This window comes from Bacillus pumilus (genome assembly GCF_024498355.1).
GTDB lineage: Bacteria > Bacillota > Bacilli > Bacillales > Bacillaceae > Bacillus > Bacillus pumilus_P.
The window spans coordinates 1,323,422-1,345,508 of the sequence record NZ_CP101833.1; the positions used below are offsets into that span (position 1 = coordinate 1,323,422).

A 22,087-nucleotide genomic window follows, 5' to 3' on the forward strand; every position below is an offset into this window, starting at 1 on the left:
TTCTGTTTAAAAATAACTTTCCCCGAGTCGTTTGAAGACGGGTTTCGTATAATGTGATTTTTGTTTTGTGGCGGCAGGTTTTTCTTTTAAACCAACATACGTTTGAAGGATTTGTTTTGCTCGGTTTAATGACATATTCGCCTTCGGATTGCGATATGATTGATTTAAATTTCCTAAGTGTGGCAAAAATTCGAAGTCTTCTTTAGTTGGTGGCAGATGAAAATAATAATCTCCAATTTCAATCAGCACGTCGGACTGTTGTTGACTATATTTGGGATTGTTAGAGAAATGTAGGCCCACTTTTCTTCCTTTACCTTCTTGTAATAGTTTTTGCAGCGCACGTTTTTTCAAAAGATAAAGAAACTTGGGATTTGGTGCGGTTTTAGCATGGCGGTTAACAGTATAAATGGCTTTTGCGATGTTTTCTGCTGTAGGTTCTATGTCTTTAGTATGAGCATAATCGTCCATTTTTTCTCTCCTTTGTCTTTCGTCTTCCTGTGCTTAGTATAAATTATACGTTTTTATTGGTAAATTGCAAATGGAGTTATTGTAAAAAGAAAACCTTTGGTATAAAGGGATTAGGGAGGATTAAAAATTTAATGTTTTAGAATCAACCCCCAATACTTCCCCAAAATTATAAATTCATAGCCTCTTCAAAAACTTCCACTGAAACTATTTCTAATTATTAGAAAGTATGGATATATATATGTCATCGATCATTGGAGGGTTATTTCCAAGTCAGCAATTACTTTGTCTGGTATTCTTTTGCTTATCAGTATAGTCGCATGAGTATGTCTTAAACCATAAACGGTAATTTTCTTTAGATTTTGATTATCGGCAACTATATTGACAGCATAATTAAGTGAGTTAGGTGATATAGGTTTTCCATTCGTCCGACTAATTAATATGAAATCTTCTTCTTTTAAAGGATGACCAAAGGAAATATTTAACTCTTTACACCATTTTTGGTACAATTTTAATTGGTTTATTACTTTCCCCCTGACTTTATAGTGCGGTAACTATTATTAGTTTTGGGGGGCCAAGTATGAGAAGCGCAGTATAGTGCGAAATACTTTTTGAGCGCCTTCAAGAAAAATGCTTAATTGTTCAGCAGTAAAAAAATTATCGACAATCATTGTGCTTGGGTTGTCTTTTTTTATTTTAATCTTTTTAAAGCGGTTCTTCTTTATTATTTCGTTTTCGACAGCCGCATTAATACCAATTTTGAAGATTGTATGGTACGCATTAACTGTACATGGAGTCAATTTGTCTAATAATTAAATGGTGGAATGGTTTTAACAATTGTTTATCTTCAAAAGGAGTTAGTTGGGCGATGATTACATTAGCAGGAAGCATCTGTGGCGGAGCTTGTAGTGTAACAATGGGAACAGCTTGTGCGCCTTGCTTTTATGGCTTAACATTCTTATCAGGGTTTAACATAGGCGAATGCTTTGAAAAAAATATTAGTTAGGTGGTATATAAATGAATCTAGTTCGTGTATTGTGTATTCTGATTTTTATAATATCATTAACGGGATTTATACAAATCATTATAAATAAACAATTTATTTATAATGGGATTATATATATATTAATATTCCTATTATCCTTAGCTCTTTCAATCACTATCCCTATACAAAATAAGAATAATAATTCGTCTACACAAAAGTGAAAACACAATGTAAAAAATGCATCCCTGTTATTGACATATCATCATACAGTCAAAGGTGCAGTTTATCAGGAGCATACCATCTTCATAGCAAAAACACCCCCATACATCCGTCTTCATGTCTCATCTAGCCGTGTCAGCTGGAAAGAATGCGACTCTTTTCATTGAAGGAGCAAAAGAGAGACTTTGAGGCAATAGGGAGTTCTTATAAGAACTGATGGAAATGAAATATATATAAAGTGAACTATTAGATCTTGATAACCACCTATTTAAATAAATGGGTAGTTTCTCAATTTGTATTTCTTTCTTATGTTGAGTCATGATTCCGTCTGAAAGCTTATACCATATGCCAGACAACAGGGTCGAACATATGGCTTAAAAAATGGACTATTTTGTATGACTAGAATAAGCGCAATAAAAACAACCATTAAAATCAGTGTCATTCGTCATTTTTTTGGCTTCTTCAATGGCGCTTTCACCATTCATGTGTAGACCAATTAATGTACGGCTTGAAGCATCTCCTAGAAACGCACAATCTTCTGTATGTACAACATACTGTCCGTGATCATCTTTTGAATGAATAAAGTAATAACTTTTTAGCATACCCCTCACCTCCAACTTGACTATCCTACTATAAAACTTCCAATAATGTAAAGAATTTTTATTAAAATTGTTACATTTTTATACATATATCTGTTATTTAAAAAAACAAAAAAAGAAAGGATGATCATCTAAAAGAACCTTTATAATGAATATGAGATTAAGTTCAATGGGTGTATATGATAAAAGAAAGGAATGTGTCTATTGAAAGACATTTTAGCTCCTTTATTCATCGCTTTGGTCGTTGGAGGGATTGTGTATGTGATAGACGATCAACCAATTCATCCTTTACTTCTCTTTCTCATTTTGTTTATTAGCATTTATGCAGTCGAAAGAATCATTGATTTTGCTTCAAATCGGTTCAATCAACAGAAAAAATAAACGTCCTAGGACATGAAGGACGTTGAAGCCATGAAAAAAAGACTTTCTCAAAAAGAAAGCCCCAGCGTGTAGACAAACCCTCGCATTCGGTGTCAGTCCTGCGCTCCGGTGCTCACGAATCTCAAATTCGCTCCGCTCCGCTACTCGTCCTTCCTAGACTGCAAAGGTTTTCTATCACGCTGAAAAGAAGACAAAGGGCTAAAATGAAGATCATTTTAGCCCTTTTAGATGTTCATTTATTGAACTCCCTGACCTTTTAATTCACGCTGTACATCTAACTCGGCAGCTTCTCTGCTGAACTTTGGCAGTGTAATGAAGTAAAAAAGGAAGACGAGTAAAATAATCATGCCCATTCCGTAATAAATATATGAAATATTCGTCACGAGCTTTGGAAATAGTACCGCAATCAAACCTAACGTCATTGATTGGGCAAACATAGTGAGCGGATCAACCCATCCTGACACACGTCCCATCAGACGAGGGTGGACGATTCTTGGCAACCAGCCGCCAATAACAATGTTGATTGGACCGATGCATGTTCCAATGACAAATGATGTGACATAAAATAACCACAATGTATGGGTAGAACCAAGTACAAAAATGAGAATGCCTGCAATAAGAATCGGAATCGACATGAGATATTGCATTTTCACCTTTTTAGCGAGAACAGAGCCCATTACGCTTCCAACAAGAAGCCCTGCACCGATCGCGATCGTAAAGAAAGATGTATGCAATTCAAAGTGTTCTGGTGAAAGACCATATTTCATTGTAAACATTGGAAGGACTGCAAATGCGCCATTGACAAGACCGAAAACGAAGAAGCCAAAAATTAAGGAAGCCAGTAATTTATTTTTTAAAATATAAATAATGCCTTCTTTAAAATCCTTAAGAGACGTTTTAATGGTCATACTTTTCCAGCCTGCTTGTCCATTTGGCTGACGCGCTTCCATTGGAATGTTACATGAACGAATCAGGATGCCGGAAATAATAAAACTGATCAAATCGATCGTAATGGCACCATGAAGCCCAATGGTTTTATACATAATAGCACCGATTCCAACACCAAACACCATAAATAAACTAAACAGCATTTGATTTAAGCCAGCGGCTTTTGCATATTGATCTTTATTTAAAATCGCCTGTACGAGAGATGCTTCAGCTGGATAGAAGAACTTCGTAATGGCACTTCGTATAAACAAGATCAAGAAAATAAGTGGAAGTGAATTAAAATAAATGACGACAAATAAAACAATCGTCAGCCCAGCTCGTATCCAATCACAATTCTCCGCGACTTTTTTACGATCAAAACGGTCTGCGACCACACCGACCATAAAAAAGACAAAGATGGTAGGGAGTGAATACATTAGCTCTGCCAATGTGGCGTAGGCGGGCTGATGACTAAAATGGTCAAGTAAATAAAAGGCAAACGCCATATTGCCTACTGTTGTCCCCATTTGCGAGGCAAGTGCTGCAAAAAAGAGACGAACAAAATTTCTGTTTTTAAAAATATCCATAAATACGCTCCTTAACCTGAAGATCCCACTTTATATCATATAAAATTTTAACCATTCATACAATTGATTTCTCTTACTGGCTAATGGTCACAGGTGTTCCGTTGGGAACGAGTGAAGCAAGTTCGATGACATCCTGATTATACATGCGAATGCATCCTCTAGAAACAGCTTTACCAATTGAAGACGGGTTATTCGTACCGTGGATGCCGTAATGAATTTTCGAAAGGCTCAGCCAATAGGCGCCAAAGGGACCTCCTGGGTTGGGCTGTCTGTTGACAATATAATAAGAACCTGTCGGTGTCATATTTAATATCTTTCCTGTTGCAATCGGGTACGAACGAATGAGCTGTGATCCAGAAAACAAAACGAGACGTTTCGTTGAAATCGAAACAGAGATGCGGTAAGGGATCGTGCTAGGATCCGGCAACCCAGGAATGATGATGACCTCATTTTGTTCTGGCTCGCGAGCCTGAAGTGACGGATTTGCAGCCTTTAAGGCATCTGTCGTTGTTCGAAAATCAAGCGCTATAGAAGCAAGTGTTTCTCCACTTTTCACCGTGTATCGCAGCATCAAAGGACACTCCTTTTACTCAAATAAAAGAAGCCATAATGTCCGTCACCAGATATACTATATGGACGGAATCAGGCCAACTAAGGTTTCTCCTAACATTTGTCATGAGAAATATCTTTAATTATACATATGCAAGATAGGGCGGTTTGGCTTCTGTTTATACGCGAGATGTGAAAGTGAAAAAGGTTAATTCAGGTTTGGCTAAAAATCGAAGCGGCAGTCTTGTTGTCCCGAGCCCGCGGTTGACATAGATGCGGTGCTGATAGCTGCCGTATAAACCTTCTACATATGTATGGCCATAAGGTGCTGTGAGAATTGGTCCATAAAAAGGAAGCTGTATTTGACCGCCATGCGTATGCCCAGAGAGCTGTAAGTTAATGGGCGCTTGTTTCAGCTCCAGTGCAGCATCAGGCTCATGTACGAGCAGTAAAGTAAATAAATCAGAGGATACTTCCCGTTTGATGAGGTCGTAATCTGGCACGCTCATCATGAGGTCATCCAGTGTAGCGATCTGAATGTGCGCCCCTTCTTTTTCTAAAAGAAACACATCATTTTTACATAATGTAAATCCACAAGCTTCCATCGTTTTCTCATAAAGCTCCACGCCAAATGGTCCGTAGTCATGGTTTCCGCATATCGCCAGCTTACCAAACGGAGCATTCAGCTTAGTCAAATAAGCTTTTGCTTTTTCATGTTCTTCAATAGATGCCTGAAAATCAACTAGGTCACCTGTGAACACAATGAGGTCTGGAGATTCAGCATTGATTTTCTGGACGACGGCTTCTAGATCCTTAGCAGGAAATGTATCGCTTAAATGAACATCACTAAATTGGGCAATTTTAAACTGGTCAAATGAAGCTGGAAGCTGAGCATCTTGAATGGTCAGTGACACGGCATCGAGCATGTGCGGCTCGATGTATCTGGCATAGCCATATCCACATGTTGTAGCCAAAAAGCCGAGAATACTCGCACCAGCTGCTCCTTTTAAAAACTGTCTGCGGGTAAGTTGCTTCATATAAGACTCCTTTAAAAATAAAATTAAGTATAGCATGATATTTGTTAAATCTCCCATATGGTGCACGGAGGGGGAATCATGATATGATAGAAAAATAATGAATGAATAGTCATTCAAAGTGTACAAAGGGGGAGAACAAATGACGAAACAAACAGTGATTGTCACAGGAGGATCAAGCGGAATGGGGAAGGCGATGGCTACCCATTTGGCACTCGGAGGCTGGAATGTTGTGATTACTGGAAGAACAGAAGAAACGCTGGAAAAGACTGCAAGTGATATTAAGCAGGAAGGAGGATCGGTTGCTTACTTCCAAATGGATGTGCGAAAACCAGAGGATGCCGATCAGATGGTGAAGTTTGCGGTGGATACATTTGGCGATGTTGATGCACTCATCAACAACGCAGCAGGGAACTTTTTGGTCCCAGCAGAAAAACTGTCTCCAAACGGCTGGAAAGCGGTCATTGATATTGTGTTAAATGGCACATTTTTTTGCAGTCATGCAGTGGGTAATTACTGGATTCGTCAAAAGAAAAGGGGAAGTATGATCAACATGGTGGCCACTTATGCATGGGGTGCTGGTGTAGGTGTGGCGCATTCAGCAGCAGCAAAGGCAGGAGTTCTGTCTCTTACTCGAACGCTTGCAGTAGAATGGGGAAAGCAGTATCGAATTCGCGTCAATGCCATCGCACCAGGACCAATCGAGAGAACAGGCGGGGCTGATAAACTGTGGGAATCTGAAGAGGCAGCGCAAAAAACTTTAGATAGTGTCCCTCTTGGCAGACTGGGCACACCAGAGGAAATTGCAGAGCTTGCGGCCTTTTTACTATCTGAACATGCGTCTTATATTAATGGAGATTGTATCACGATGGATGGGGGTCAATGGCTCAACCAATCACCATTTTGAATGACCGTGTAAGACCTGCTTTTGATGTGGTATAATCACACAAAGAGAGAAGCAGGTGATGAAAATGGTCGATCCATTAGATATTTTAACGAATATTGAAGATGTTTTCCCGCACTATCAAGCGATCTTCAGTGCGGAAGAGCAAAAAGTGATAGGCTATGAAATTCTAGGAAGAATGAAGCTTGAGTCTGAAACGGTTAGCCTAGGCTCCTTCTTTACGGATTCATCTATTCCTGACGAATATAAACTGGAAGTAGATCAAAAAGTACTTAGTCAAGCACTTGATCTCTTCACAACAGCTGATGAAGATTTGCTCATTTTTATTAATCATGATGCCAATATTCTCATGCTTGATCATGGCGAAAGCTTTTTAGAGCTTTTAAAGGAATATGAAGCAAGAGGCATTCAGCTTAATCGGTTTGTCATTGAATTTACTGAACATACGTTTAGCGGCGACATTGAACAGCTTTACCATACGTTAACGTATTATCGTACATATGGGATCAAAATCGCCGTATCTAATATAGGAAAAGAAAGCAGTAACCTTGACCGGATTGGCCTGCTTTCACCCGATCTATTAAAAATAGATTTACACGCATTAAGGGCGTCCGCTCCTTCCCCTTCCTATGAGTATGTCTTGTACAGCATTTCATTGCTTGCGAGAAAAATAGGGGCGGCTTTAATTTATGAGGACATTGAAGCGAATTTTCAGCTGCAGTATGCATGGAGAAATGGCGGGAGATATTTTCAAGGGTTCTATCTGCATGAGCCTACGGCGGAATTAATCGACCGCAACAAACGAAAAGATCAGCTTAGAGAAGAATTTCAACAATTTATTGCCCATGAGAAAAAGAAGCTTCAAGCTGTTTACGAACATTCTGAAACATTTTATAAACGAATTCACCAAGCTGTTACGACCTTGAAAAAATCATGCCGCACAAATGATGAACTCATACAAAAACTGGCACTCGAACTAACAGATTGCAGCTTTCGAATTTATATGTGTAATGAGGAAGGATTTCAAATCACTGGAAATGTGTTTAAAAAAGAAAAAGAATGGCTGTTTCAGCCGGAGTATATAGAGAAAAACTGGAGCTGGCGCCCTTATTTCCTGGCGAATATTCTCCAAATGAGAATAAGCGGGAAAGGATTTTTCAGCGATATTTACAGTGATTTAGAAACAGGGGAGCGGATACGAACGTTTTCTTATCCGTTAGAGGGAGACATGTATTTGTTTATAGATCTTCCATATGCCTATCTATATGAGCAAGATGGATTAATTTAAAAGCAGCCGCTCTGGCTGCTTTTTTTGATAGAAAAAAGAAATAAAAAAATGGTTGACAATGAAACTGATAATCATTATCATTTAGTTATAGAGAGAAGCTACTCTCTGTTCCCCAACCCCTCTATCAGATCAAGATCCAAAAAACTTGGCGCTACCCCCGCCAAGTTTTTTTTGTGCTTCAATCTTTTCCTTTATGCATAGGACATCCCAAATCCTCCATACATCTTAAATGATGATAGTTAGACGGTAGGAGGGAAAAGTCATGATCAAACGTGACAAGCGGCTGCTGATTGATTTGCCAAGACCAGATCACCCAGATGCAAATGGGGCCGCTGCTGTGCAAGAATTACTCGGCGGGAAATTTGGTGAAATGTCCACATTAAATAATTATATGTTTCAATCCTTTAACTTTAGAGGGAAACGAAAACTCAAACCGTTTTATGACCTCGTATCAAGTATTACAGCTGAAGAATTCGGTCATGTAGAGCTTGTGACAACGGCTGTGAATCTCATGATTACGGGGACCACTCATGGCGGAGATCCAGATACGACACCGATGAAAGCGGCTGTCGATAAACGAAATACACAGCATTTTATTCAAACGGCACAAACAGGCTATCCGTTTGATTCAATGGCAAAACCTTGGACAGGAGAGAATGTGTTCTCAAGTGGTAACCTGATTCTTGATCTTCTTCATAATTTCTTTCTTGAATGCGGGGCTCGTACGCATAAAATGCGTGTGTATGAAATGACGGACCATCCTACGGCAAGAGAGATGATCGGATATTTACTTGTAAGGGGCGGTGTGCATGTTGTGGCATATGCAAAAGCGCTTGAGGTAGCCACAGGAGTAGATGTAGGAAAGATGCTGCCGATTCCAAACCTCGACAACAAATACTTTGACTCTGCGAGGAAATTTGAAGATCAAAACATGCATACGAAGCTGTACACATTTAGTGATACGGATTACAAGGATATCAATAAAATTTGGAAAGGCAGCCACCCGATTGATGGAAAGCCGCTGACAGTCATTGAGGGTACCCCGCAAGGTGCGCCTGTACCAGATTATAGAGAATTACCGGAAGAGTTTGCCCCGGGTATTTCAAAAGAGGATTTTGACGAAATTGCCAAACGGCTCATGAGATCTGCCGGTTTATAAAAAACATCGTGTATGAGATGAGAGAAAAGACTCAAAATAAAAAAACAGATTCTTTTTCTTTTTTTGAATTCAAGAGGAAAAATATCATCTGAGAACACTTTATGGTATGATGCTTTGTAGGACTTGTGTATAATCAATACGGGTTCATCTTGAGTTGTTTTTTTGAAAGGAGTCTTTTTTTAGAATGTCACAATTAATGGGTATCATTACAAGGCTGCAAAGTCTTCAAGAGACAGCAGAAGCTGCAAACGAGCCGGCACAGCGTTATTTTGAAGTGAACGGTGAGAAAATCTGTAGTGTTAAGTATTTCGAAAAGAATCAAACGTTTGAATTGACTGTTTTTCAACAAGGGGATAAGCCAAACACTTTCCCATTTGACAACATTGATATGATTTCGATTGAAATTTTTGAGCTTCTACAATCCTAAGCTGAATCGTATGAAATGTTTTTTCTGAGGATTCCTTCGCTTATTGCGGCAATATACACTTGTCATCATAGGTGATGTACAAATGGAAGATGATCAATCAGCGCATTTTTCGGAAAAGAGACCATTAAAAAGGAGTTCCTTTCTGTGAGTTCTTTTTTCTACAATCTTTCTGAAGATTATTTAGCGTTTTCTGATGTCGTCATGAGAATGAAAGACTTTATTCGAAAAGACCCTAGATCCGTCTATGTGTTATCAATCGGCACGGATTCTCAAGTCAATCAGAATATCACAACATTTATGACTGCAATTCATCTTCACCGGATTGGCAAAGGAGCTTGGGGCTGTCTCACACAACAAGTGATCAGCAGGCCTGTGCAAAGTCTTAGAGAAAAAATTTCATTAGAGACAGCGTTTACCCAAAAGGTATGTGCAGACATCCTGGAGGGTCCTTTAACAGAACTGATGGATTTGCTTCTTCCGTTTGCTGAGGAAGGGGCAGACCTTCGTTTTGAAGCCCATCTAGATATTGGCAAAAAAGGAAGTACGAAAGAGCTGATCCAGGAAATGACCGGAATGATCACAGCTATGGGAATTGAAGCAAAAATAAAACCCGACTCATATGCAGCATTTTGCTATGCCAATCGATACACAAAATAAATTCCGTCATTTTTCTCCAAACCTTGTCGAAACGTGCGGTTGACGATTCGATTCTAGTTCCTTATTCTAGCTGTATAGAGAGGAAGCAGACATTCAAAAGCCTGCTAATCAATATAAAAGCATATATGAAACAGGGGGCCTGATGTTGAATGAGCGTCATCGAAAATCGTTTTAATGAAGAAGAGAAAAAGCTATTATTAAACGTATTGCTGAATCAGGAATATGCTGTCGAATTACTAAGCAGTGAGATCAATGATATAGAATGTGGGACAAAAAATGTCGACGACAATACGTATAAGCAATTGATCACATTGTATGACAGAGTAAGGTTTGAGAATTAATATTGGTTTAACATTCTATTAGATACTCGAGGGCTGAGTATCTTTTTTATGCAGAAAAAATCTTTCGACAAATTTCGTTTTAGTTTATGCTTAATATTATAGGGGAATGTATGATTGATGATCGAGAGAAAAGGGGTCGAAGAAACATGATAGAGATAGAACCGACTCAATTGCTTGAGTCAACAGTAGCGGAGCATATGATTGATGCAGATAAAGTGGCACATGTTCAAATTGGAAATAATCTTGAGCATGCCCTATTGGTCTTGACAAAAACAGGATATACAGCCATACCAGTATTAGATGCTTCTTATCATCTACACGGGTTAATCGGAACGAATATGATCATGGATAAAATTTTTGGTTTAGAACGAATTGAATTCGAGAAACTGGACCAGTTGAAGGTAGAAGAGGTCATGTTAACGGATATTCCAAGACTCAAAACAACTGATCCTGTGCTAAAAGGCGTTCACGCTGTGACGAATAATGGATTTGTTTGTGTAGAAAATGAGGAGCAAGTATTTGAAGGGATTTTTACTCGACGTGTTGTATTAAAGCGCTTAAATGAGGTCATTCATTCCGCGAAAAAATGAGCTGCAGCCCAGCTTATTTTTTTTGCCTTCATAAGTTAAAATTTATATAATGATCATATGGAATAAGAAAAACTTATAGAGGGAGAGGGGACGCCCATGCAGCTTCAAGAGTTACATATGCTTGTTGTGCTAAGTGAAGAATTGAATATGAGAAAGGCTTCGGAGCGGCTCTTTGTCTCTCAACCTGCATTATCTCAAAGGTTGCAAACGATCGAAAAGGAATGGGGAACTAAAATCTTTTTTCGTTCACAAAAAGGGCTGACCGTGACTTCAGCAGGTGAACAGATTATCCAGTTTGCAAAAGAGGTCACGACGGAGCAAGATCGAGTGAGAGAGAGAATCGATGAGCTTGAAGGAGAAATTCATGGCACACTCAAGCTTGCAGTTGCGTCCATTATTGGACAGCACTGGCTGCCAAAGGTGTTAAAGCGGTATGTCGAAAAGTATCCAAATGCCAAAGTATCACTTGTTACCGGCTGGAGTAGTGAAATGCTCAAAAGCTTGTATGAAGACCATGTGCACATTGGCATTATTCGCGGAAACCCTGATTGGAAGGGGACAAAGGAATATTTGATGACTGATCATTTATATTTAGTTGATTCCGTGATCAAGGACGTGGATGAGTTAATTGAGACAGAACGGCCGTTTATTCAATTTAAAAGCGACAGCACCTATTATCAGGAAATCCAGCACTGGTGGCACCAAAAATTTAAAGTTTCCCCAAAGCAGACGATTCTTGTGGACCAAATTGAGACATGTAAACAAATGGCTTATCATGGCATCGGCTATGCCATTTTGCCTTCTGTCACCTTATATGACCACGAAAAAAGTGTTCATAAAACCCCGCTCGTTGATGTAAATGGAGAACAAATTGGACGTGACACATGGCTTTTAGGCTATGAAGCATCTTTTCAGTTAAAACAGGTTCAAGCATTTGTTGGTGTAGTGAAAGAAATGCTTGAAAGTGATGCAGTGTAAGTACCTTCTGGAAGAGGAGGTGCTTTTTTAGGATAAGTGAACGTTCTTGGTTGAATTCAATTCTCGCCTATTTATCATACTACGAAAAAAGCAGAAAGCTGGATCAAATGATGAGAAATAAACAAAGAAGAAAGATTGACATACCGAAGTGGGGAAAATATTTACGAGGGAGATGGCGTGAACGTTTTGCAAGCCATCTTTCATTAGAAGAACAAAAAGAGATCGGGATAGATGGTTTTCTATGGCACTTATGCAGCTGGAGAAAGGTTGCATGCCTTGAAAAAGAGGAAGCGATAAACGCATTTCTTCAAACAAAGCATAAATGTACAATTTTTTATCAATTTGTGGACGAAGCATATCTTCTTGAAAACGCTAGTGCACTCTCAATGAATGAATGACCATATAAAGATGGTGATATGGATTACAGCGATATGTATGTCATGGATTGGGAGGAAAATTGGACATTTGTGATGACGCACGAAACCGATTGCGGTCCATATTTTATTCAGAAACATAAAACGAGTGAATCATAAAGCTATGATATCCTGATCATTTTAGAACCGCCTTCCAATTGGAATGAGCGGTTTTTTATGTGGGTTCTTTTTATCTTGAACAACGCTTATTCATAAAAACATTTGACAATGAAAATCATTATCATTTAAAGTGTACATATAATAATTGAAAATGATTATCATTTAGATGAGGTGACCAATAGATGAAAGCACTAATTGCATTTGCGAGTATGTCTGGCAATACGGAAGATATGGCAGCAATCTTAAAGCAAACATTTCAAGGAAAAGGGATAGATACAGAGATGATGGAATTTGATGATACGAGTGCAGAGGATCTTTCTTCATACGATTATGTATTGATCGGTTCCTATACTTGGGGTGATGGAGATTTACCTTATGAAGCAGAGGATTTTTATGAAGAGGTCTCTACTCTTGAACTTAGTGACATCAAAGCGGCTGTATTCGGATCTGGTGATTACAGTTATCCGAAGTTTTGCGAGGCTGTTCATACATTCCATGACATGCTGAAATCAACAGGTGCATCCGTATTTCCTGAAACATTGAAAATGGAGCTTGCGCCAGATACAGATGAGGATGTGGCGTGCTGTCAGGAATTTGCCACCAGCTTTTTAACGTGGGCCTCTTTGTCTGAGAAACGAGTTGAAAATCATGTTTCATAAAGGTGCAACGGCCGTTGCTGCATCTAAAAGTGGTGGATACTTTGTCGCGGTAAAACGAGAAGGTATTTTCCACTACAGTGTTGAGAGCGGGTGGCAGCAGCTGTTTAAGCTCAAGCATAAAATTCATGCCATCAGCTATATTGGGCCTTATTTATTTGGTGTTGGTGAAAATGGAACAGTGATCAGGTCAGGGGATGAGGGCAATACGTGGGCGCTATCGTCATTTCCAACAAATGCAGTTGTTTGGTCTATTACAGGGCGCAAAGATGGTTTTGTGTGCGCACATGGAAAACACAGTATTTATGTGTCAACCGATTTCGGGATTTCCTGGGAAATTATGAAGCCGTTTGCTCACGTGAATCATCCTCCAGTGATTCGTTCGTTATGTGTTGCAGGTGATCACCTTTATATTGGAACACAGATTCATGAGGTTCATGGAGGAATATGGGTGTATGACTTGCAGAGTGAACAGATTTTTCTACTAAACAGAGAAGAGCATCGAATGACAGCTTCTATGCTGTTCTATGAGGAACATCTTCTTGTCTGTGCGTTAGGCTCAAAAAAAGGCAAGAAAGGATCAGTTCAAATTCTAGACTTACATACAAATATTCTACATGATATTCAATCACAGGCCTTCGCTAGAGAAGAATCGTTTTTGGATGTGTCAGAGGATAATGGCATTGTGTATGTGACCACCTCGCAAGACGAACACGGGTTTTCTAAAGTGTATCAGCTTGATATAGAGCAAAAAGAGCTCAAATGGTTTGATACGATCAAAGGACACGGTTTTCGTGTAGCCAATCAAAACGAAAATTTTTTCTGCGCGGGTTTATATGAAAGCAAGTTTGTCAGGCCTTATGAGGAGCCTGCGCTGATTCATTGATAAGGAGGAAGAAAAAGTGACAGAAAAGGTTTTATTGGTGTATGCCACGATGTCTGGGAACACAGAAGCAATGGCAGATTTAATTGAAAAAGGATTAAAGGATGCAGGAGCTAGCGTCGACCGGCATGAAGCGATGGATATTGATGCCGAGCTTCTGAATGATTACTCGCACATTATGTTAGGTGCGTATACATGGGGAGATGGTGATCTTCCAGATGACTTTATTGATTTATATGAAGAAATGGAAGAGCTTGATTTAACCGGAAAAGCGTTTGCTGTATTCGGTTCCGGAGATACATCTTATGAGCATTTTTGCGGAGCTGTTGACTTAATCGAAGAAAAAGTGAAGGATCTCGGCGGTGATATTGTCCTGCCATCAGTCAAAATTGAGCTGAATCCAGAAGGAGACGAAGAAGAGGAATTGATTTCTTTTGGCAAACAATTTATTCAACTTCACCAGCAAGAAGTGGGATAATGGGGCCCGCTTGTTTTATTTTCCATTGAAGAGTCAACTCTTTCACTTGTCATTAAAACTCTCCTTTGATACAGTAATGAAGTATAAATTAAGAGGAGGACATACATACATGAAACAAATGGACGCTAATGAAATTATTTCATTTATTCAAAATAGTACAAAATCAACACCTGTTAAAGTCTATATCAAAGGTGACTTAAAAGATATTGAATTTGGTGAACAGGCAAAAACGTTCATCACGGGCAACACAGGTGTTGTCTTCGGTGAGTGGAGTGAAATCCAAGAAGCTCTAGCATCAAACAAAGACAAAATTGAAGATGTTGTTGTGGAAAATGACCGCCGCAACTCTGCGATTCCTATGTTAGACTTGAAAAACATTAAAGCACGTATTGAACCGGGTGCAATCATTCGTGATCAAGTTGAAATCGGTGATAATGCAGTCATCATGATGGGTGCTTCTATTAATATCGGTTCTGTGATCGGTGAAGGTACGATGATTGACATGAACGTGGTGCTTGGCGGCCGCGCGACAGTAGGTAAGAACTGTCATATCGGTGCTGGATCTGTTCTTGCGGGTGTTATTGAGCCGCCATCTGCTAAACCAGTCGTCGTAGAAGATGATGTTGTCATCGGCGCGAACGCTGTTGTTTTAGAAGGCGTGACAATTGGTAAAGGAGCGGTTGTAGCAGCTGGTGCGATCGTTGTCAACGATGTTGAGCCTTACACAGTTGTAGCAGGTACACCTGCTAAGAAAATCAAAGACATTGATGAAAAAACAAAAGGTAAGACTGAAATTAAACAAGAACTGCGTCAGCTTTAATTCATACAATTCGCAGCAGAAGACATAGACGTGGATGATATATCCACGTCTTATTCGTATAGTGGAAAGGAAGCGAGTTCACTTGTTAAATCGTGAGCAATTAATATCCATTCGAAGAGATTTACACCAAATTCCCGAGCTTGGTTTCCAAGAATTTAAAACACAAGCGTATCTCATCAAGCATCTCGACACGTATTCAAAGGATCGAGTAGAGATTGAAACATGGCGGACTGGACTTTTTGTGAAAGTGAAGGGAACAAATGCCGCGCGCGTATTTGCTTATCGTGCAGATATGGACGGTTTATCTATTCCTGAGGAAACTGGGTATCCATTTCAATCTGTGCATGAAGGGAAAATGCATGCATGTGGACATGACCTTCATATGACCATTGCCCTTGGTATCATTGATTATTTCGTTCACCAGCCAATCAAAGAAGATATCCTATTTATTTTTCAACCAGCAGAAGAAGGGCCAGGCGGAGCTGAACCGATGCTTGCAAGTGATGTTTTGAAAAAGTGGACGCCAGACTTTATTACAGCGCTGCATATTGCACCTGAGTATCCAGTCGGAACGATTGCAACAAAGCCTGGGCTATTATTTGCCAATACGAGTGAACTTGTGATCGATCTTGAAGGAAAAGGCGGACATGCCGCTTACCCTCATTTAGCGAATGATATGGTTGTCGCTGCAAGTGCACTTGTAGGTCAGCTGCAATCTGTCATTTCTCGTAATGTCGATCCACTTGATAGTGCAGTGATTACAGTCGGAACGATTACGGGAGGAACTGCTCAAAATATCATTGCTCAACATGCCAAACTTGACGGAACCATTCGCACGCTCTCACCAGAGTCTATGGAAAAGGTGAGAAAGCGAATTGAAGCGCTAGCAAAAGGAATTGAAATTGGCTACGAATGCAAGGCAACAGTTCGATACCCTTCATCTTATTACGAAGTGGATAATTCAAAGGACCTGACAGAAGAATTTATGTCATATGTAGCCAAAGAAGGGCTTGCGAATGTAATTGAATGTAGAGAAGCCATGACAGGAGAAGATTTTGGCTACATGCTGAAAAAATATCCTGGCTTCATGTTTTGGTTAGGGGTAGATTCAGAATATGGTCTGCACCATGCAAAACTCATGCCTGATGAAAAGGCCATCGAAACGGCTGTAAATGTCATGACGGCTTATTTTAAAAAGCAAGCGGGTGAATGAATAATCGTGCTGCCTCCTGTACACCTTATGACCAGGAGGTGTTCTTGATTATGACAAGAATTGGTGTAGAACCATCTTTATCCGATGTAGAAGAACTTTTGAAGCAAAAAGGGTATGACGTCGTACGTATTCAAAATGAACAACAAATGGATCAGTGTGACTGCTATGTGGTGACAGGACTAGATTCAAATGTTCTTGGCATTTCAGACACAACGACAAAGGCATCCGTCATTACAGCGTCAGGTATGACGGCTGATGAAATTTGTCAAGAAGTAGAACAGCGTGTTCAATAAAACAAGCAAAAAGAACCGGTAGATTATGAACCCGGTTCTTTTTGCTTTTTCTCTATATCGAGTACTTCTTTCATTTTTTTGCGCAAGATTCGTTCTACCCGCCACTGCTCCATTGTTTCGGTTTTCGCAATGATACGCAGCACGAGGGAAGACGAACCGAACGCCTCCACTCCGACCACTTGCGGTCCTTCAATAATCTGAGGTGTTTCTGCCCGTACCTCATCACAGGCTGCTTGTAAGGCTGTAATCATCTGATCCACATTTTCATTTGGAGATAATTCAATATCAACCAGTGCCTGCATGGTCCCTCTTGAATGGTTACTAACATTCAGTATGCTTCGATTTGGAATGAAATGAAGGGTGCCATCAAAGCTTCGAAGCTGTGTAGTTCTAAGTCCGATTTGTTCTACGATGCCATCAAAGCCTGCAACCGTGATATACTCACCTACATCAAATTGTTTTTCTAATAGAATAAAAAATCCTGTCACAATATCACTCACTAGTCCCTGTGCGCCAAAACCGATTGCAAGCCCAACAACACCTGCGCCAGCTAGCAAAGCAGTCGGATTATAATGAAATAAGTCGAGGATCATGACAACTAGAATAAAAATCAATAAGTAGGCGAAGATATTTAACGTAAGACTTTGCAGCGTCTGAGCTCTTGATGAAGGACTTCATGCTTCTCAGAGAATGTTGAATAGGCACGCTTAATCATCTTGTTTCCTATAGCTCTGATGATAAAATAAATCAAAAAAATAGCGATTAATTTTAGCAAAATTATACTGCTATTGAGGATGATGGAAACCCAATCTACTTGTTCAAATGCTGTTATGATCTTCAAAATCTTTCTATGTATGCTCTAAAAGAGAAGCTAATCATTTGTTCCCTCATGCAAGTCATGTTAAACTTTTGTTAGTTGGAGCGAGAGATTGTGACGAATCGTTAATTAAATTTATTATTAATTAATATTGACTAAAAATCGCTTAAGTATTATAATTATATTTGTGAAGTTATTAACTAAATGAGAATTTCATCTTTTGATTCTCATTTTATATACAGCTAAGAAGTCTGTATAAAGATATTATTTTATGGAGGGATTTACATATGGCAGAGCGTTTTGTAGGAAAACAAGCTCCACGTTTTGAAATGGAAGCAGTACTTGCTAACAAGGAATTTGGTAAAGTAAGTTTAGAGGAAAACATGAAGAATGACAAATGGACAGTTCTTTTCTTCTATCCAATGGATTTCACATTTGTTTGCCCAACTGAAATTACAGCAATGAGCGATCGTTATGATGAGTTTGAAGACTTAGATGCAGAAATCATTGGTGTATCTACTGATACAATCCATACCCATCTTGCTTGGATCAACACAGATCGTAAAGACAATGGTCTAGGTGAATTAAAATACCCGCTAGCTGCTGACACAAACCACACAGTATCTAGAGAATACGGCGTTTTAATTGAAGAAGAAGGAATTGCACTTCGCGGTCTATTCATCATTAACCCAGAAGGCGAACTTCAATATCAAACAGTATTCCACAACAATATCGGTCGTGATGTAGATGAGACATTACGTGTTCTTCAAGCATTACAAACTGGTGGACTTTGCCCAGCGAACTGGAAGCCTGGTCAAAAAACACTTTAATTGATAGCTGAAGAAGCAGGAGGGTCTAACTGATGTTAGACCTCAGATTGTTGACAAAGGGCTAAAATGAACTTTATTTTAGCCCTTTGTCTTCTTTTCAGCGTGATAGAAAACCTTTGCAGTCTAGGAAGGACGAGTACCGGAGCAGAGCGAATGTGACATTCGTGAGCACCGGCACGCAGTACTGACACCGAATGCGAGGGTTTGTCTACACGCTGGGGTCTAACTGATGTTAGACCTTTTTGTTTCGACACATACAATGGATGGAGGCGCTTCATAATGAAATTACGTCAAGCAATGCCAGAACTAACTGGTGCAAAAGAGTGGTTAAATGGAGAAGTAACAAAAGAAGATCTAATTGGTGATAAACCAACATTGATTCATTTCTGGTCAGTTAGCTGTCATCTTTGTAAAGAGGCAATGCCTCAAGTCAATCAATTCCGTGATGAATACAAGGATCAACTAAACGTTGTGGCTGTGCATATGCCGCGTTCAGAGGATGATCTCGATCTAGAAAAAATCAAAGAGGTTGCAAAAGAGCATGAAATCACTCAGCCAATCTTTGTGGACAGTGATCATCAATTAACAGAAGCCTTTGAAAACGAATATGTACCTGCGTATTATGTATTTGATAAAACAGGTGCTTTACGTCACTTCCAAGCTGGCGGAAGCGGTATGAAAATGCTTGAAAAACGTGTCAATCGAGTTCTTTCTGAGTCTGAAAAGACTGCAGAATAGGCTTTCCCCCCATGAATGGGGGTTTTTTCATGGGCAAAAATAGGCGACAGATTGCACAGGATGGACTGTTCATGTAGGTGTTATTCCTAAGAAAAGAGAAAATGAGGGAGTTTATTAAAAAATATCCCTGAAACAAAAAGGTATTACGACCTATTTACATTTTTATTTTGAAATGAAAATGTAAAGATTTTAACTTTTTACTATTCAGAACGTTTTTGCACAAAAGAAATTTCAGTTTGGTAAATAACTATATAAATCAAGTAGTATAAGCATTTATTCAAATTTTTTACAATATTTTAAAGTTTGTCAAAAGCCTATAGTGGCAGTGAAATGGGTGCCGATTTTTCCTCTTTGGCAAAATTTTAGTTGAAAATACCTACCTGATAGCAAATTGTAAAATGATAAAAAAATAGTTGATAAAATTAGTTTTCTAATCTAATATTTACTATAGAATATTTTTTATATGATGAGGGGGAAATCCATTGTTTAATGAGAGGGAAGCGTTACGTTTACGATTGGAACAACTAAATGAAGCAGAAGTGAAGGTCATTCGTGAATATCAAATTGAACGAGATGCGATTTATGCAAAATTAAGAGAATTAGACCGTCAAGGAACAGGTCTAGTGGCAGATACAAAAAAAGAAGTGCGTACAGAGAGAAAGACGGATTCATTGCCTGTATTAGCTGAGCTAGCTGCACAAGAAATGAGAAGCTACCAGCAGCCGGCACAATCACAATCAAACGCTACATCACCTTTAGGAACAGGTCAGCTAAACGGTGCACCTGTAGGTATTCCTGAAGGATCTACAAGACGCAGAAGAGGCACAGCTCGACCTGGTTCAAAGGCAGCTAAGCTTCGTGAAGCTGCGATCAAAACGTTAAAGCGTCATAATGCGGCAATTAAAAGCTCAGAGCTTCAAAAAGAGATTGAAAAAGAGAGCGGTCTTGAAATCCCAAATATGACCACGTTTATGCAAAGCTTAATTAAAATGTACCCTGAAGTGAAGAAGCCTTATCGCGGACAGTATATTTTAGAAGGCGATATTCAAACAGAAGACGAATAAATAAAAAAGAAACTGCTGGGCGTAAAAGCCGGCAGTTTTTTTATTTCTTACATCATGAGCTGATCACTTCTTTTGATCAACTGTATAGACAACCTTTCGTTCTTTAGGCATGTGATCATGCTGTTTCTTGAATCCGTCGATCTTCACTGTCATGACTTCTCCATTACGCTGCACCGCATCGACTTGTGCCTGGAGTGTTTGAACTTGTTCATTTAGTTTTTTCAAAATAGGTTCAATTTCTTCCGTTGTTTGCAGGATGGTGTCTCGTGAGAATGGCTGTGGATTTGTTTGAGCTGACTGGTCAATATCAGCAAAATGAGATGCGATCCATTCCTCACTTTCTGCTAACTGTTTTTGATAGCTTGTGAGCGCTTCATAAAAAATCGCTTCCTTTGCCTTTTCAATTTGCAGTAATTTTTCTTGTGTTTCATAAAAACGCTCCTGAAGATGCCTGACGCCTTCCTGTAATAAATGGAGCTCTGCGTTTTTATCGTTTAGTGTTTGCTGCAGCTTTTCAATCACAGCTGATAATGTATTCCCTTTTTTCTCCTCTTTTGAAAGCAGCTGATCTTGATCCTGTAACCGTTCATTTAATTGTTGAGAGATTTCCTTATATTTTACAACTTTCAAATGCAGCCGGTGCTTTTCTTCTGTTTCTTTTCTTCTATGATAGGTTTCCTTTTGCAGCATCTCATGGAGAAGGACCATTTTATGTAATAATTCCGATTTACTATAGGAGAGATCCTGTATTTTAGATGCAGCATCGTCTTGATCAATGGTCATTTCATCCAATTGTTGTTTTAATTCAGTGAAATCCTTTTTCATCTCATGATATTCTTGAGTTAACTTCTTATTTTTAGAATACGTATATGTGGACTGTAAATCAGAAATCATTTGTTGATATTTGGCAGTTTCAGCTTTTAAATATAAATTCTCTTGAGACAGATCATGGAATAGGGGAGAAGCATGGCGCCGGTTCATAGGTAGACCCTCCTTATTCATGTTACCAATAAAGTATGCGAAATGAGTGTAATTAGAACAACCATATCAAAGGGGATGAGATGATGAGCGTAGTGAATGTGATATTAGCTGGAGGAGCTTCCAGACGTTTTGGAGAACCAAAGGCAAGTCATATGTATCAAGGGAAACCACTGTATGAGCATGTTAAAAAGCAGCTATTGGATGGACAAACCATCATCATCAGTCATCCAGTGCTTCTGCCTTTTTTCGAAGCAAGAGGTGAACAAGCTGTCTGGTTAGATGATGAACAGATGCGCGGGTGCGGGCCGCTTGCCGGCATATATACCGCTATGCAAAAGCAAGATGCAGACTGGTATTTGGTGACTGCATGTGATATGCCTTTCATACGAAAAGAGACAGCCGAGGCATTATCGTCCTATTGCAACGAGCATACAGATGCCGTTGTCCCGCTTGTGCAGGGCAGGTTACAACCTTTGTTTGCGCTTTATCACCGCCGCTGTCTTCCGTTTATTCACGCGTGTTTAAAAGAGAAACAATTAGCGATTAAAGACTTGCTTCATAAGCTTAAGGTGCGCGTTGTTCCAGAGGACGAACTAAACGTGACATCAAACGAATTTCACAATATCAATAAAAGAAGCGATTTACCTGAAAACGGTATGATATGATACATAAAAACGGTGAGGAGAGAACA

General features: G+C 39.3%; 27 protein-coding genes and 2 pseudogenes. 21 read left to right on the forward strand and 8 right to left on the reverse strand.

Annotation, left to right across the window (positions count from 1 at the left end; all coding sequences use genetic code 11):
- Positions 1–6 precede the first annotated feature (6 nt).
- Positions 7–468: a YkyB family protein gene (locus NPA43_RS06585; protein ID WP_008356877.1), complete on the reverse strand. Its 462-nt coding sequence runs from the start codon at positions 466–468 to the stop codon at positions 7–9.
- A gap of 248 nt (positions 469–716) precedes the next feature.
- Complete coding sequence (locus NPA43_RS19235; RefSeq protein WP_371930227.1) at positions 717–974, reverse strand: tyrosine-type recombinase/integrase; 258 nt, start codon at positions 972–974, stop codon at positions 717–719.
- Positions 975–1,333: 359 nt separating this feature from the next.
- Between NPA43_RS19235 and NPA43_RS06590 the strand changes: the two genes are divergently transcribed.
- Complete coding sequence (locus NPA43_RS06590) at positions 1,334–1,471, forward strand: hypothetical protein (protein ID WP_256499515.1); 138 nt, start codon at positions 1,334–1,336, stop codon at positions 1,469–1,471.
- Positions 1,472–2,055: 584 nt separating this feature from the next.
- Here the strand turns inward: NPA43_RS06590 and NPA43_RS06595 are convergent.
- Complete coding sequence (locus tag NPA43_RS06595; protein ID WP_034324450.1) at positions 2,056–2,271, reverse strand: hypothetical protein; 216 nt, start codon at positions 2,269–2,271, stop codon at positions 2,056–2,058.
- Positions 2,272–2,463: 192 nt separating this feature from the next.
- Between NPA43_RS06595 and NPA43_RS06600 the strand changes: the two genes are divergently transcribed.
- Positions 2,464–2,649, forward strand: a complete 186-nt coding sequence (locus tag NPA43_RS06600; RefSeq protein WP_230031165.1) for a hypothetical protein — start codon at positions 2,464–2,466, stop codon at positions 2,647–2,649.
- Between the two features lie 236 nt (positions 2,650–2,885).
- On the opposite strand, the gene NPA43_RS06605 is transcribed toward NPA43_RS06600, so the two are convergent.
- The 3 genes from NPA43_RS06605 to NPA43_RS06615 form a co-directional block, all read right to left on the reverse strand.
- Positions 2,886–4,163 (reverse strand): MFS transporter, encoded by a 1,278-nt coding sequence (locus NPA43_RS06605; RefSeq protein WP_099728663.1) that lies wholly within the window; start codon positions 4,161–4,163, stop codon positions 2,886–2,888.
- A gap of 73 nt (positions 4,164–4,236) precedes the next feature.
- A complete protein-coding gene (locus NPA43_RS06610; RefSeq protein ID WP_099728662.1) occupies positions 4,237–4,734 on the reverse strand; it encodes a L,D-transpeptidase family protein in 498 nt (165 codons plus the stop codon).
- Between the two features lie 157 nt (positions 4,735–4,891).
- The gene (locus tag NPA43_RS06615) at positions 4,892–5,749 is read right to left on the reverse strand and encodes a metallophosphoesterase (RefSeq protein WP_230031166.1); all 858 of its coding nucleotides are present in this window, start codon (positions 5,747–5,749) and stop codon (positions 4,892–4,894) included.
- A 139-nt stretch (positions 5,750–5,888) separates the two neighbouring features.
- On the opposite strand from NPA43_RS06615, the gene fadH reads away from it, so the two are divergent.
- The 15 genes and pseudogenes from fadH to NPA43_RS06690 all read left to right on the forward strand — a co-directional run bounded on the left by fadH (position 5,889) and on the right by NPA43_RS06690 (position 16,966).
- Positions 5,889–6,653 (forward strand): 2,4-dienoyl-CoA reductase, encoded by a 765-nt coding sequence (gene fadH, locus NPA43_RS06620; RefSeq protein ID WP_099728660.1) that lies wholly within the window; start codon positions 5,889–5,891, stop codon positions 6,651–6,653.
- Between the two features lie 64 nt (positions 6,654–6,717).
- Positions 6,718–7,938, forward strand: coding sequence for an EAL domain-containing protein (locus tag NPA43_RS06625; RefSeq protein WP_099728674.1), 1,221 nt, complete (start codon positions 6,718–6,720; stop codon positions 7,936–7,938).
- 262 nt (positions 7,939–8,200) lie between these two features.
- Positions 8,201–9,097: a manganese catalase family protein gene (locus tag NPA43_RS06630; RefSeq protein ID WP_034324437.1), complete on the forward strand. Its 897-nt coding sequence runs from the start codon at positions 8,201–8,203 to the stop codon at positions 9,095–9,097.
- Positions 9,098–9,281: 184 nt separating this feature from the next.
- On the forward strand, positions 9,282–9,524 hold the full coding sequence (locus tag NPA43_RS06635) for a YkuJ family protein (RefSeq protein ID WP_003212254.1): 243 nt from the start codon (positions 9,282–9,284) through the stop codon (positions 9,522–9,524).
- A 201-nt stretch (positions 9,525–9,725) separates the two neighbouring features.
- Positions 9,726–10,181: a ribonuclease H-like YkuK family protein gene (locus tag NPA43_RS06640; protein ID WP_256499660.1), complete on the forward strand. Its 456-nt coding sequence runs from the start codon at positions 9,726–9,728 to the stop codon at positions 10,179–10,181.
- 149 nt (positions 10,182–10,330) lie between these two features.
- A complete protein-coding gene (abbA, locus tag NPA43_RS06645; protein ID WP_003210802.1) occupies positions 10,331–10,522 on the forward strand; it encodes an antirepressor AbbA in 192 nt (63 codons plus the stop codon).
- Between the two features lie 146 nt (positions 10,523–10,668).
- Positions 10,669–11,112 (forward strand): cyclic-di-AMP-binding protein CbpB, encoded by a 444-nt coding sequence (gene cbpB, locus NPA43_RS06650; RefSeq protein ID WP_034281593.1) that lies wholly within the window; start codon positions 10,669–10,671, stop codon positions 11,110–11,112.
- A gap of 96 nt (positions 11,113–11,208) precedes the next feature.
- Entirely contained in the window at positions 11,209–12,090 is an 882-nt protein-coding gene (locus NPA43_RS06655) for a transcriptional regulator CcpC (protein WP_099728658.1), read from the forward strand.
- A 110-nt stretch (positions 12,091–12,200) separates the two neighbouring features.
- Positions 12,201–12,623: pseudogene (locus tag NPA43_RS06660) on the forward strand (DUF4275 family protein).
- A gap of 182 nt (positions 12,624–12,805) precedes the next feature.
- A complete protein-coding gene (locus tag NPA43_RS06665) occupies positions 12,806–13,282 on the forward strand; it encodes a flavodoxin (protein ID WP_099728657.1) in 477 nt (158 codons plus the stop codon).
- A complete protein-coding gene (locus NPA43_RS06670; protein WP_099728656.1) occupies positions 13,272–14,165 on the forward strand; it encodes a WD40/YVTN/BNR-like repeat-containing protein in 894 nt (297 codons plus the stop codon). The genes NPA43_RS06665 and NPA43_RS06670 overlap by 11 nt, the downstream gene beginning before the upstream one ends.
- Positions 14,166–14,214: 49 nt before the next feature.
- Positions 14,215–14,640 (forward strand): flavodoxin, encoded by a 426-nt coding sequence (locus tag NPA43_RS06675; protein WP_230031185.1) that lies wholly within the window; start codon positions 14,215–14,217, stop codon positions 14,638–14,640.
- 109 nt (positions 14,641–14,749) lie between these two features.
- The gene (gene dapD / locus NPA43_RS06680; RefSeq protein WP_099728654.1) at positions 14,750–15,460 is read left to right on the forward strand and encodes a 2,3,4,5-tetrahydropyridine-2,6-dicarboxylate N-acetyltransferase; all 711 of its coding nucleotides are present in this window, start codon (positions 14,750–14,752) and stop codon (positions 15,458–15,460) included.
- Between the two features lie 34 nt (positions 15,461–15,494).
- Complete coding sequence (locus tag NPA43_RS06685) at positions 15,495–16,673, forward strand: N-acetyldiaminopimelate deacetylase (RefSeq protein WP_230031167.1); 1,179 nt, start codon at positions 15,495–15,497, stop codon at positions 16,671–16,673.
- Positions 16,674–16,723: 50 nt separating this feature from the next.
- Positions 16,724–16,966 carry a YkuS family protein gene (locus NPA43_RS06690; protein WP_003211408.1) on the forward strand — a complete coding sequence of 81 codons (243 nt, stop codon included), beginning with the start codon at positions 16,724–16,726 and terminating at the stop codon, positions 16,964–16,966.
- Between the two features lie 23 nt (positions 16,967–16,989).
- Here NPA43_RS06690 and NPA43_RS06695 read toward each other — a convergent pair.
- A pseudogene (locus NPA43_RS06695) lies at positions 16,990–17,798 on the reverse strand (mechanosensitive ion channel family protein).
- A 272-nt stretch (positions 17,799–18,070) separates the two neighbouring features.
- Between NPA43_RS06695 and ahpA the strand changes: the two are divergent.
- The 3 genes from ahpA to NPA43_RS06710 all read left to right on the forward strand — a co-directional run bounded on the left by ahpA (position 18,071) and on the right by NPA43_RS06710 (position 20,415).
- A complete protein-coding gene (gene ahpA / locus NPA43_RS06700) occupies positions 18,071–18,613 on the forward strand; it encodes a biofilm-specific peroxidase AhpA (RefSeq protein WP_003211758.1) in 543 nt (180 codons plus the stop codon).
- Positions 18,614–18,892: 279 nt separating this feature from the next.
- Positions 18,893–19,351, forward strand: a complete 459-nt coding sequence (locus NPA43_RS06705) for a TlpA disulfide reductase family protein (protein ID WP_099728735.1) — start codon at positions 18,893–18,895, stop codon at positions 19,349–19,351.
- 482 nt (positions 19,352–19,833) lie between these two features.
- Positions 19,834–20,415, forward strand: a complete 582-nt coding sequence (locus tag NPA43_RS06710) for a Rok-like winged helix domain-containing protein (protein WP_099728736.1) — start codon at positions 19,834–19,836, stop codon at positions 20,413–20,415.
- A gap of 63 nt (positions 20,416–20,478) precedes the next feature.
- Here the strand turns inward: NPA43_RS06710 and NPA43_RS06715 are convergent, their stop codons facing one another.
- Entirely contained in the window at positions 20,479–21,396 is a 918-nt protein-coding gene (locus tag NPA43_RS06715; RefSeq protein WP_099728737.1) for a coiled-coil domain-containing protein, read from the reverse strand.
- A gap of 83 nt (positions 21,397–21,479) precedes the next feature.
- On the opposite strand from NPA43_RS06715, the gene NPA43_RS06720 reads away from it, so the two are divergent.
- The gene (locus NPA43_RS06720) at positions 21,480–22,061 is read left to right on the forward strand and encodes a molybdenum cofactor guanylyltransferase (protein WP_180275570.1); all 582 of its coding nucleotides are present in this window, start codon (positions 21,480–21,482) and stop codon (positions 22,059–22,061) included.
- Positions 22,062–22,087 lie beyond the last annotated feature (26 nt).

Coding starts and splice junctions, on each gene's coding strand:
- NPA43_RS06585 (WP_008356877.1), bottom strand. CDS start 468: ATGGACGATTATGCTCATACTAAAGACATAGAACCTACAGCAGAAAAC.
- NPA43_RS06590 (WP_256499515.1), top strand. CDS start 1,334: ATGATTACATTAGCAGGAAGCATCTGTGGCGGAGCTTGTAGTGTAACA.
- NPA43_RS06595 (WP_034324450.1), bottom strand. CDS start 2,271: ATGCTAAAAAGTTATTACTTTATTCATTCAAAAGATGATCACGGACAG.
- NPA43_RS06600 (WP_230031165.1), top strand. CDS start 2,464: ATGTGTCTATTGAAAGACATTTTAGCTCCTTTATTCATCGCTTTGGTC.
- NPA43_RS06605 (WP_099728663.1), bottom strand. CDS start 4,163: ATGGATATTTTTAAAAACAGAAATTTTGTTCGTCTCTTTTTTGCAGCA.
- NPA43_RS06610 (WP_099728662.1), bottom strand. CDS start 4,734: ATGCTGCGATACACGGTGAAAAGTGGAGAAACACTTGCTTCTATAGCG.
- NPA43_RS06615 (WP_230031166.1), bottom strand. CDS start 5,749: ATGAAGCAACTTACCCGCAGACAGTTTTTAAAAGGAGCAGCTGGTGCG.
- fadH (WP_099728660.1), top strand. CDS start 5,889: ATGACGAAACAAACAGTGATTGTCACAGGAGGATCAAGCGGAATGGGG.
- NPA43_RS06625 (WP_099728674.1), top strand. CDS start 6,718: ATGGTCGATCCATTAGATATTTTAACGAATATTGAAGATGTTTTCCCG.
- NPA43_RS06630 (WP_034324437.1), top strand. CDS start 8,201: ATGATCAAACGTGACAAGCGGCTGCTGATTGATTTGCCAAGACCAGAT.
- NPA43_RS06635 (WP_003212254.1), top strand. CDS start 9,282: ATGTCACAATTAATGGGTATCATTACAAGGCTGCAAAGTCTTCAAGAG.
- NPA43_RS06640 (WP_256499660.1), top strand. CDS start 9,726: ATGAGAATGAAAGACTTTATTCGAAAAGACCCTAGATCCGTCTATGTG.
- abbA (WP_003210802.1), top strand. CDS start 10,331: ATGAGCGTCATCGAAAATCGTTTTAATGAAGAAGAGAAAAAGCTATTA.
- cbpB (WP_034281593.1), top strand. CDS start 10,669: ATGATAGAGATAGAACCGACTCAATTGCTTGAGTCAACAGTAGCGGAG.
- NPA43_RS06655 (WP_099728658.1), top strand. CDS start 11,209: ATGCAGCTTCAAGAGTTACATATGCTTGTTGTGCTAAGTGAAGAATTG.
- NPA43_RS06665 (WP_099728657.1), top strand. CDS start 12,806: ATGAAAGCACTAATTGCATTTGCGAGTATGTCTGGCAATACGGAAGAT.
- NPA43_RS06670 (WP_099728656.1), top strand. CDS start 13,272: ATGTTTCATAAAGGTGCAACGGCCGTTGCTGCATCTAAAAGTGGTGGA.
- NPA43_RS06675 (WP_230031185.1), top strand. CDS start 14,215: ATGTCTGGGAACACAGAAGCAATGGCAGATTTAATTGAAAAAGGATTA.
- dapD (WP_099728654.1), top strand. CDS start 14,750: ATGAAACAAATGGACGCTAATGAAATTATTTCATTTATTCAAAATAGT.
- NPA43_RS06685 (WP_230031167.1), top strand. CDS start 15,495: ATGATATATCCACGTCTTATTCGTATAGTGGAAAGGAAGCGAGTTCAC.
- NPA43_RS06690 (WP_003211408.1), top strand. CDS start 16,724: ATGACAAGAATTGGTGTAGAACCATCTTTATCCGATGTAGAAGAACTT.
- ahpA (WP_003211758.1), top strand. CDS start 18,071: ATGGCAGAGCGTTTTGTAGGAAAACAAGCTCCACGTTTTGAAATGGAA.
- NPA43_RS06705 (WP_099728735.1), top strand. CDS start 18,893: ATGAAATTACGTCAAGCAATGCCAGAACTAACTGGTGCAAAAGAGTGG.
- NPA43_RS06715 (WP_099728737.1), bottom strand. CDS start 21,396: ATGAACCGGCGCCATGCTTCTCCCCTATTCCATGATCTGTCTCAAGAG.
- NPA43_RS06720 (WP_180275570.1), top strand. CDS start 21,480: ATGAGCGTAGTGAATGTGATATTAGCTGGAGGAGCTTCCAGACGTTTT.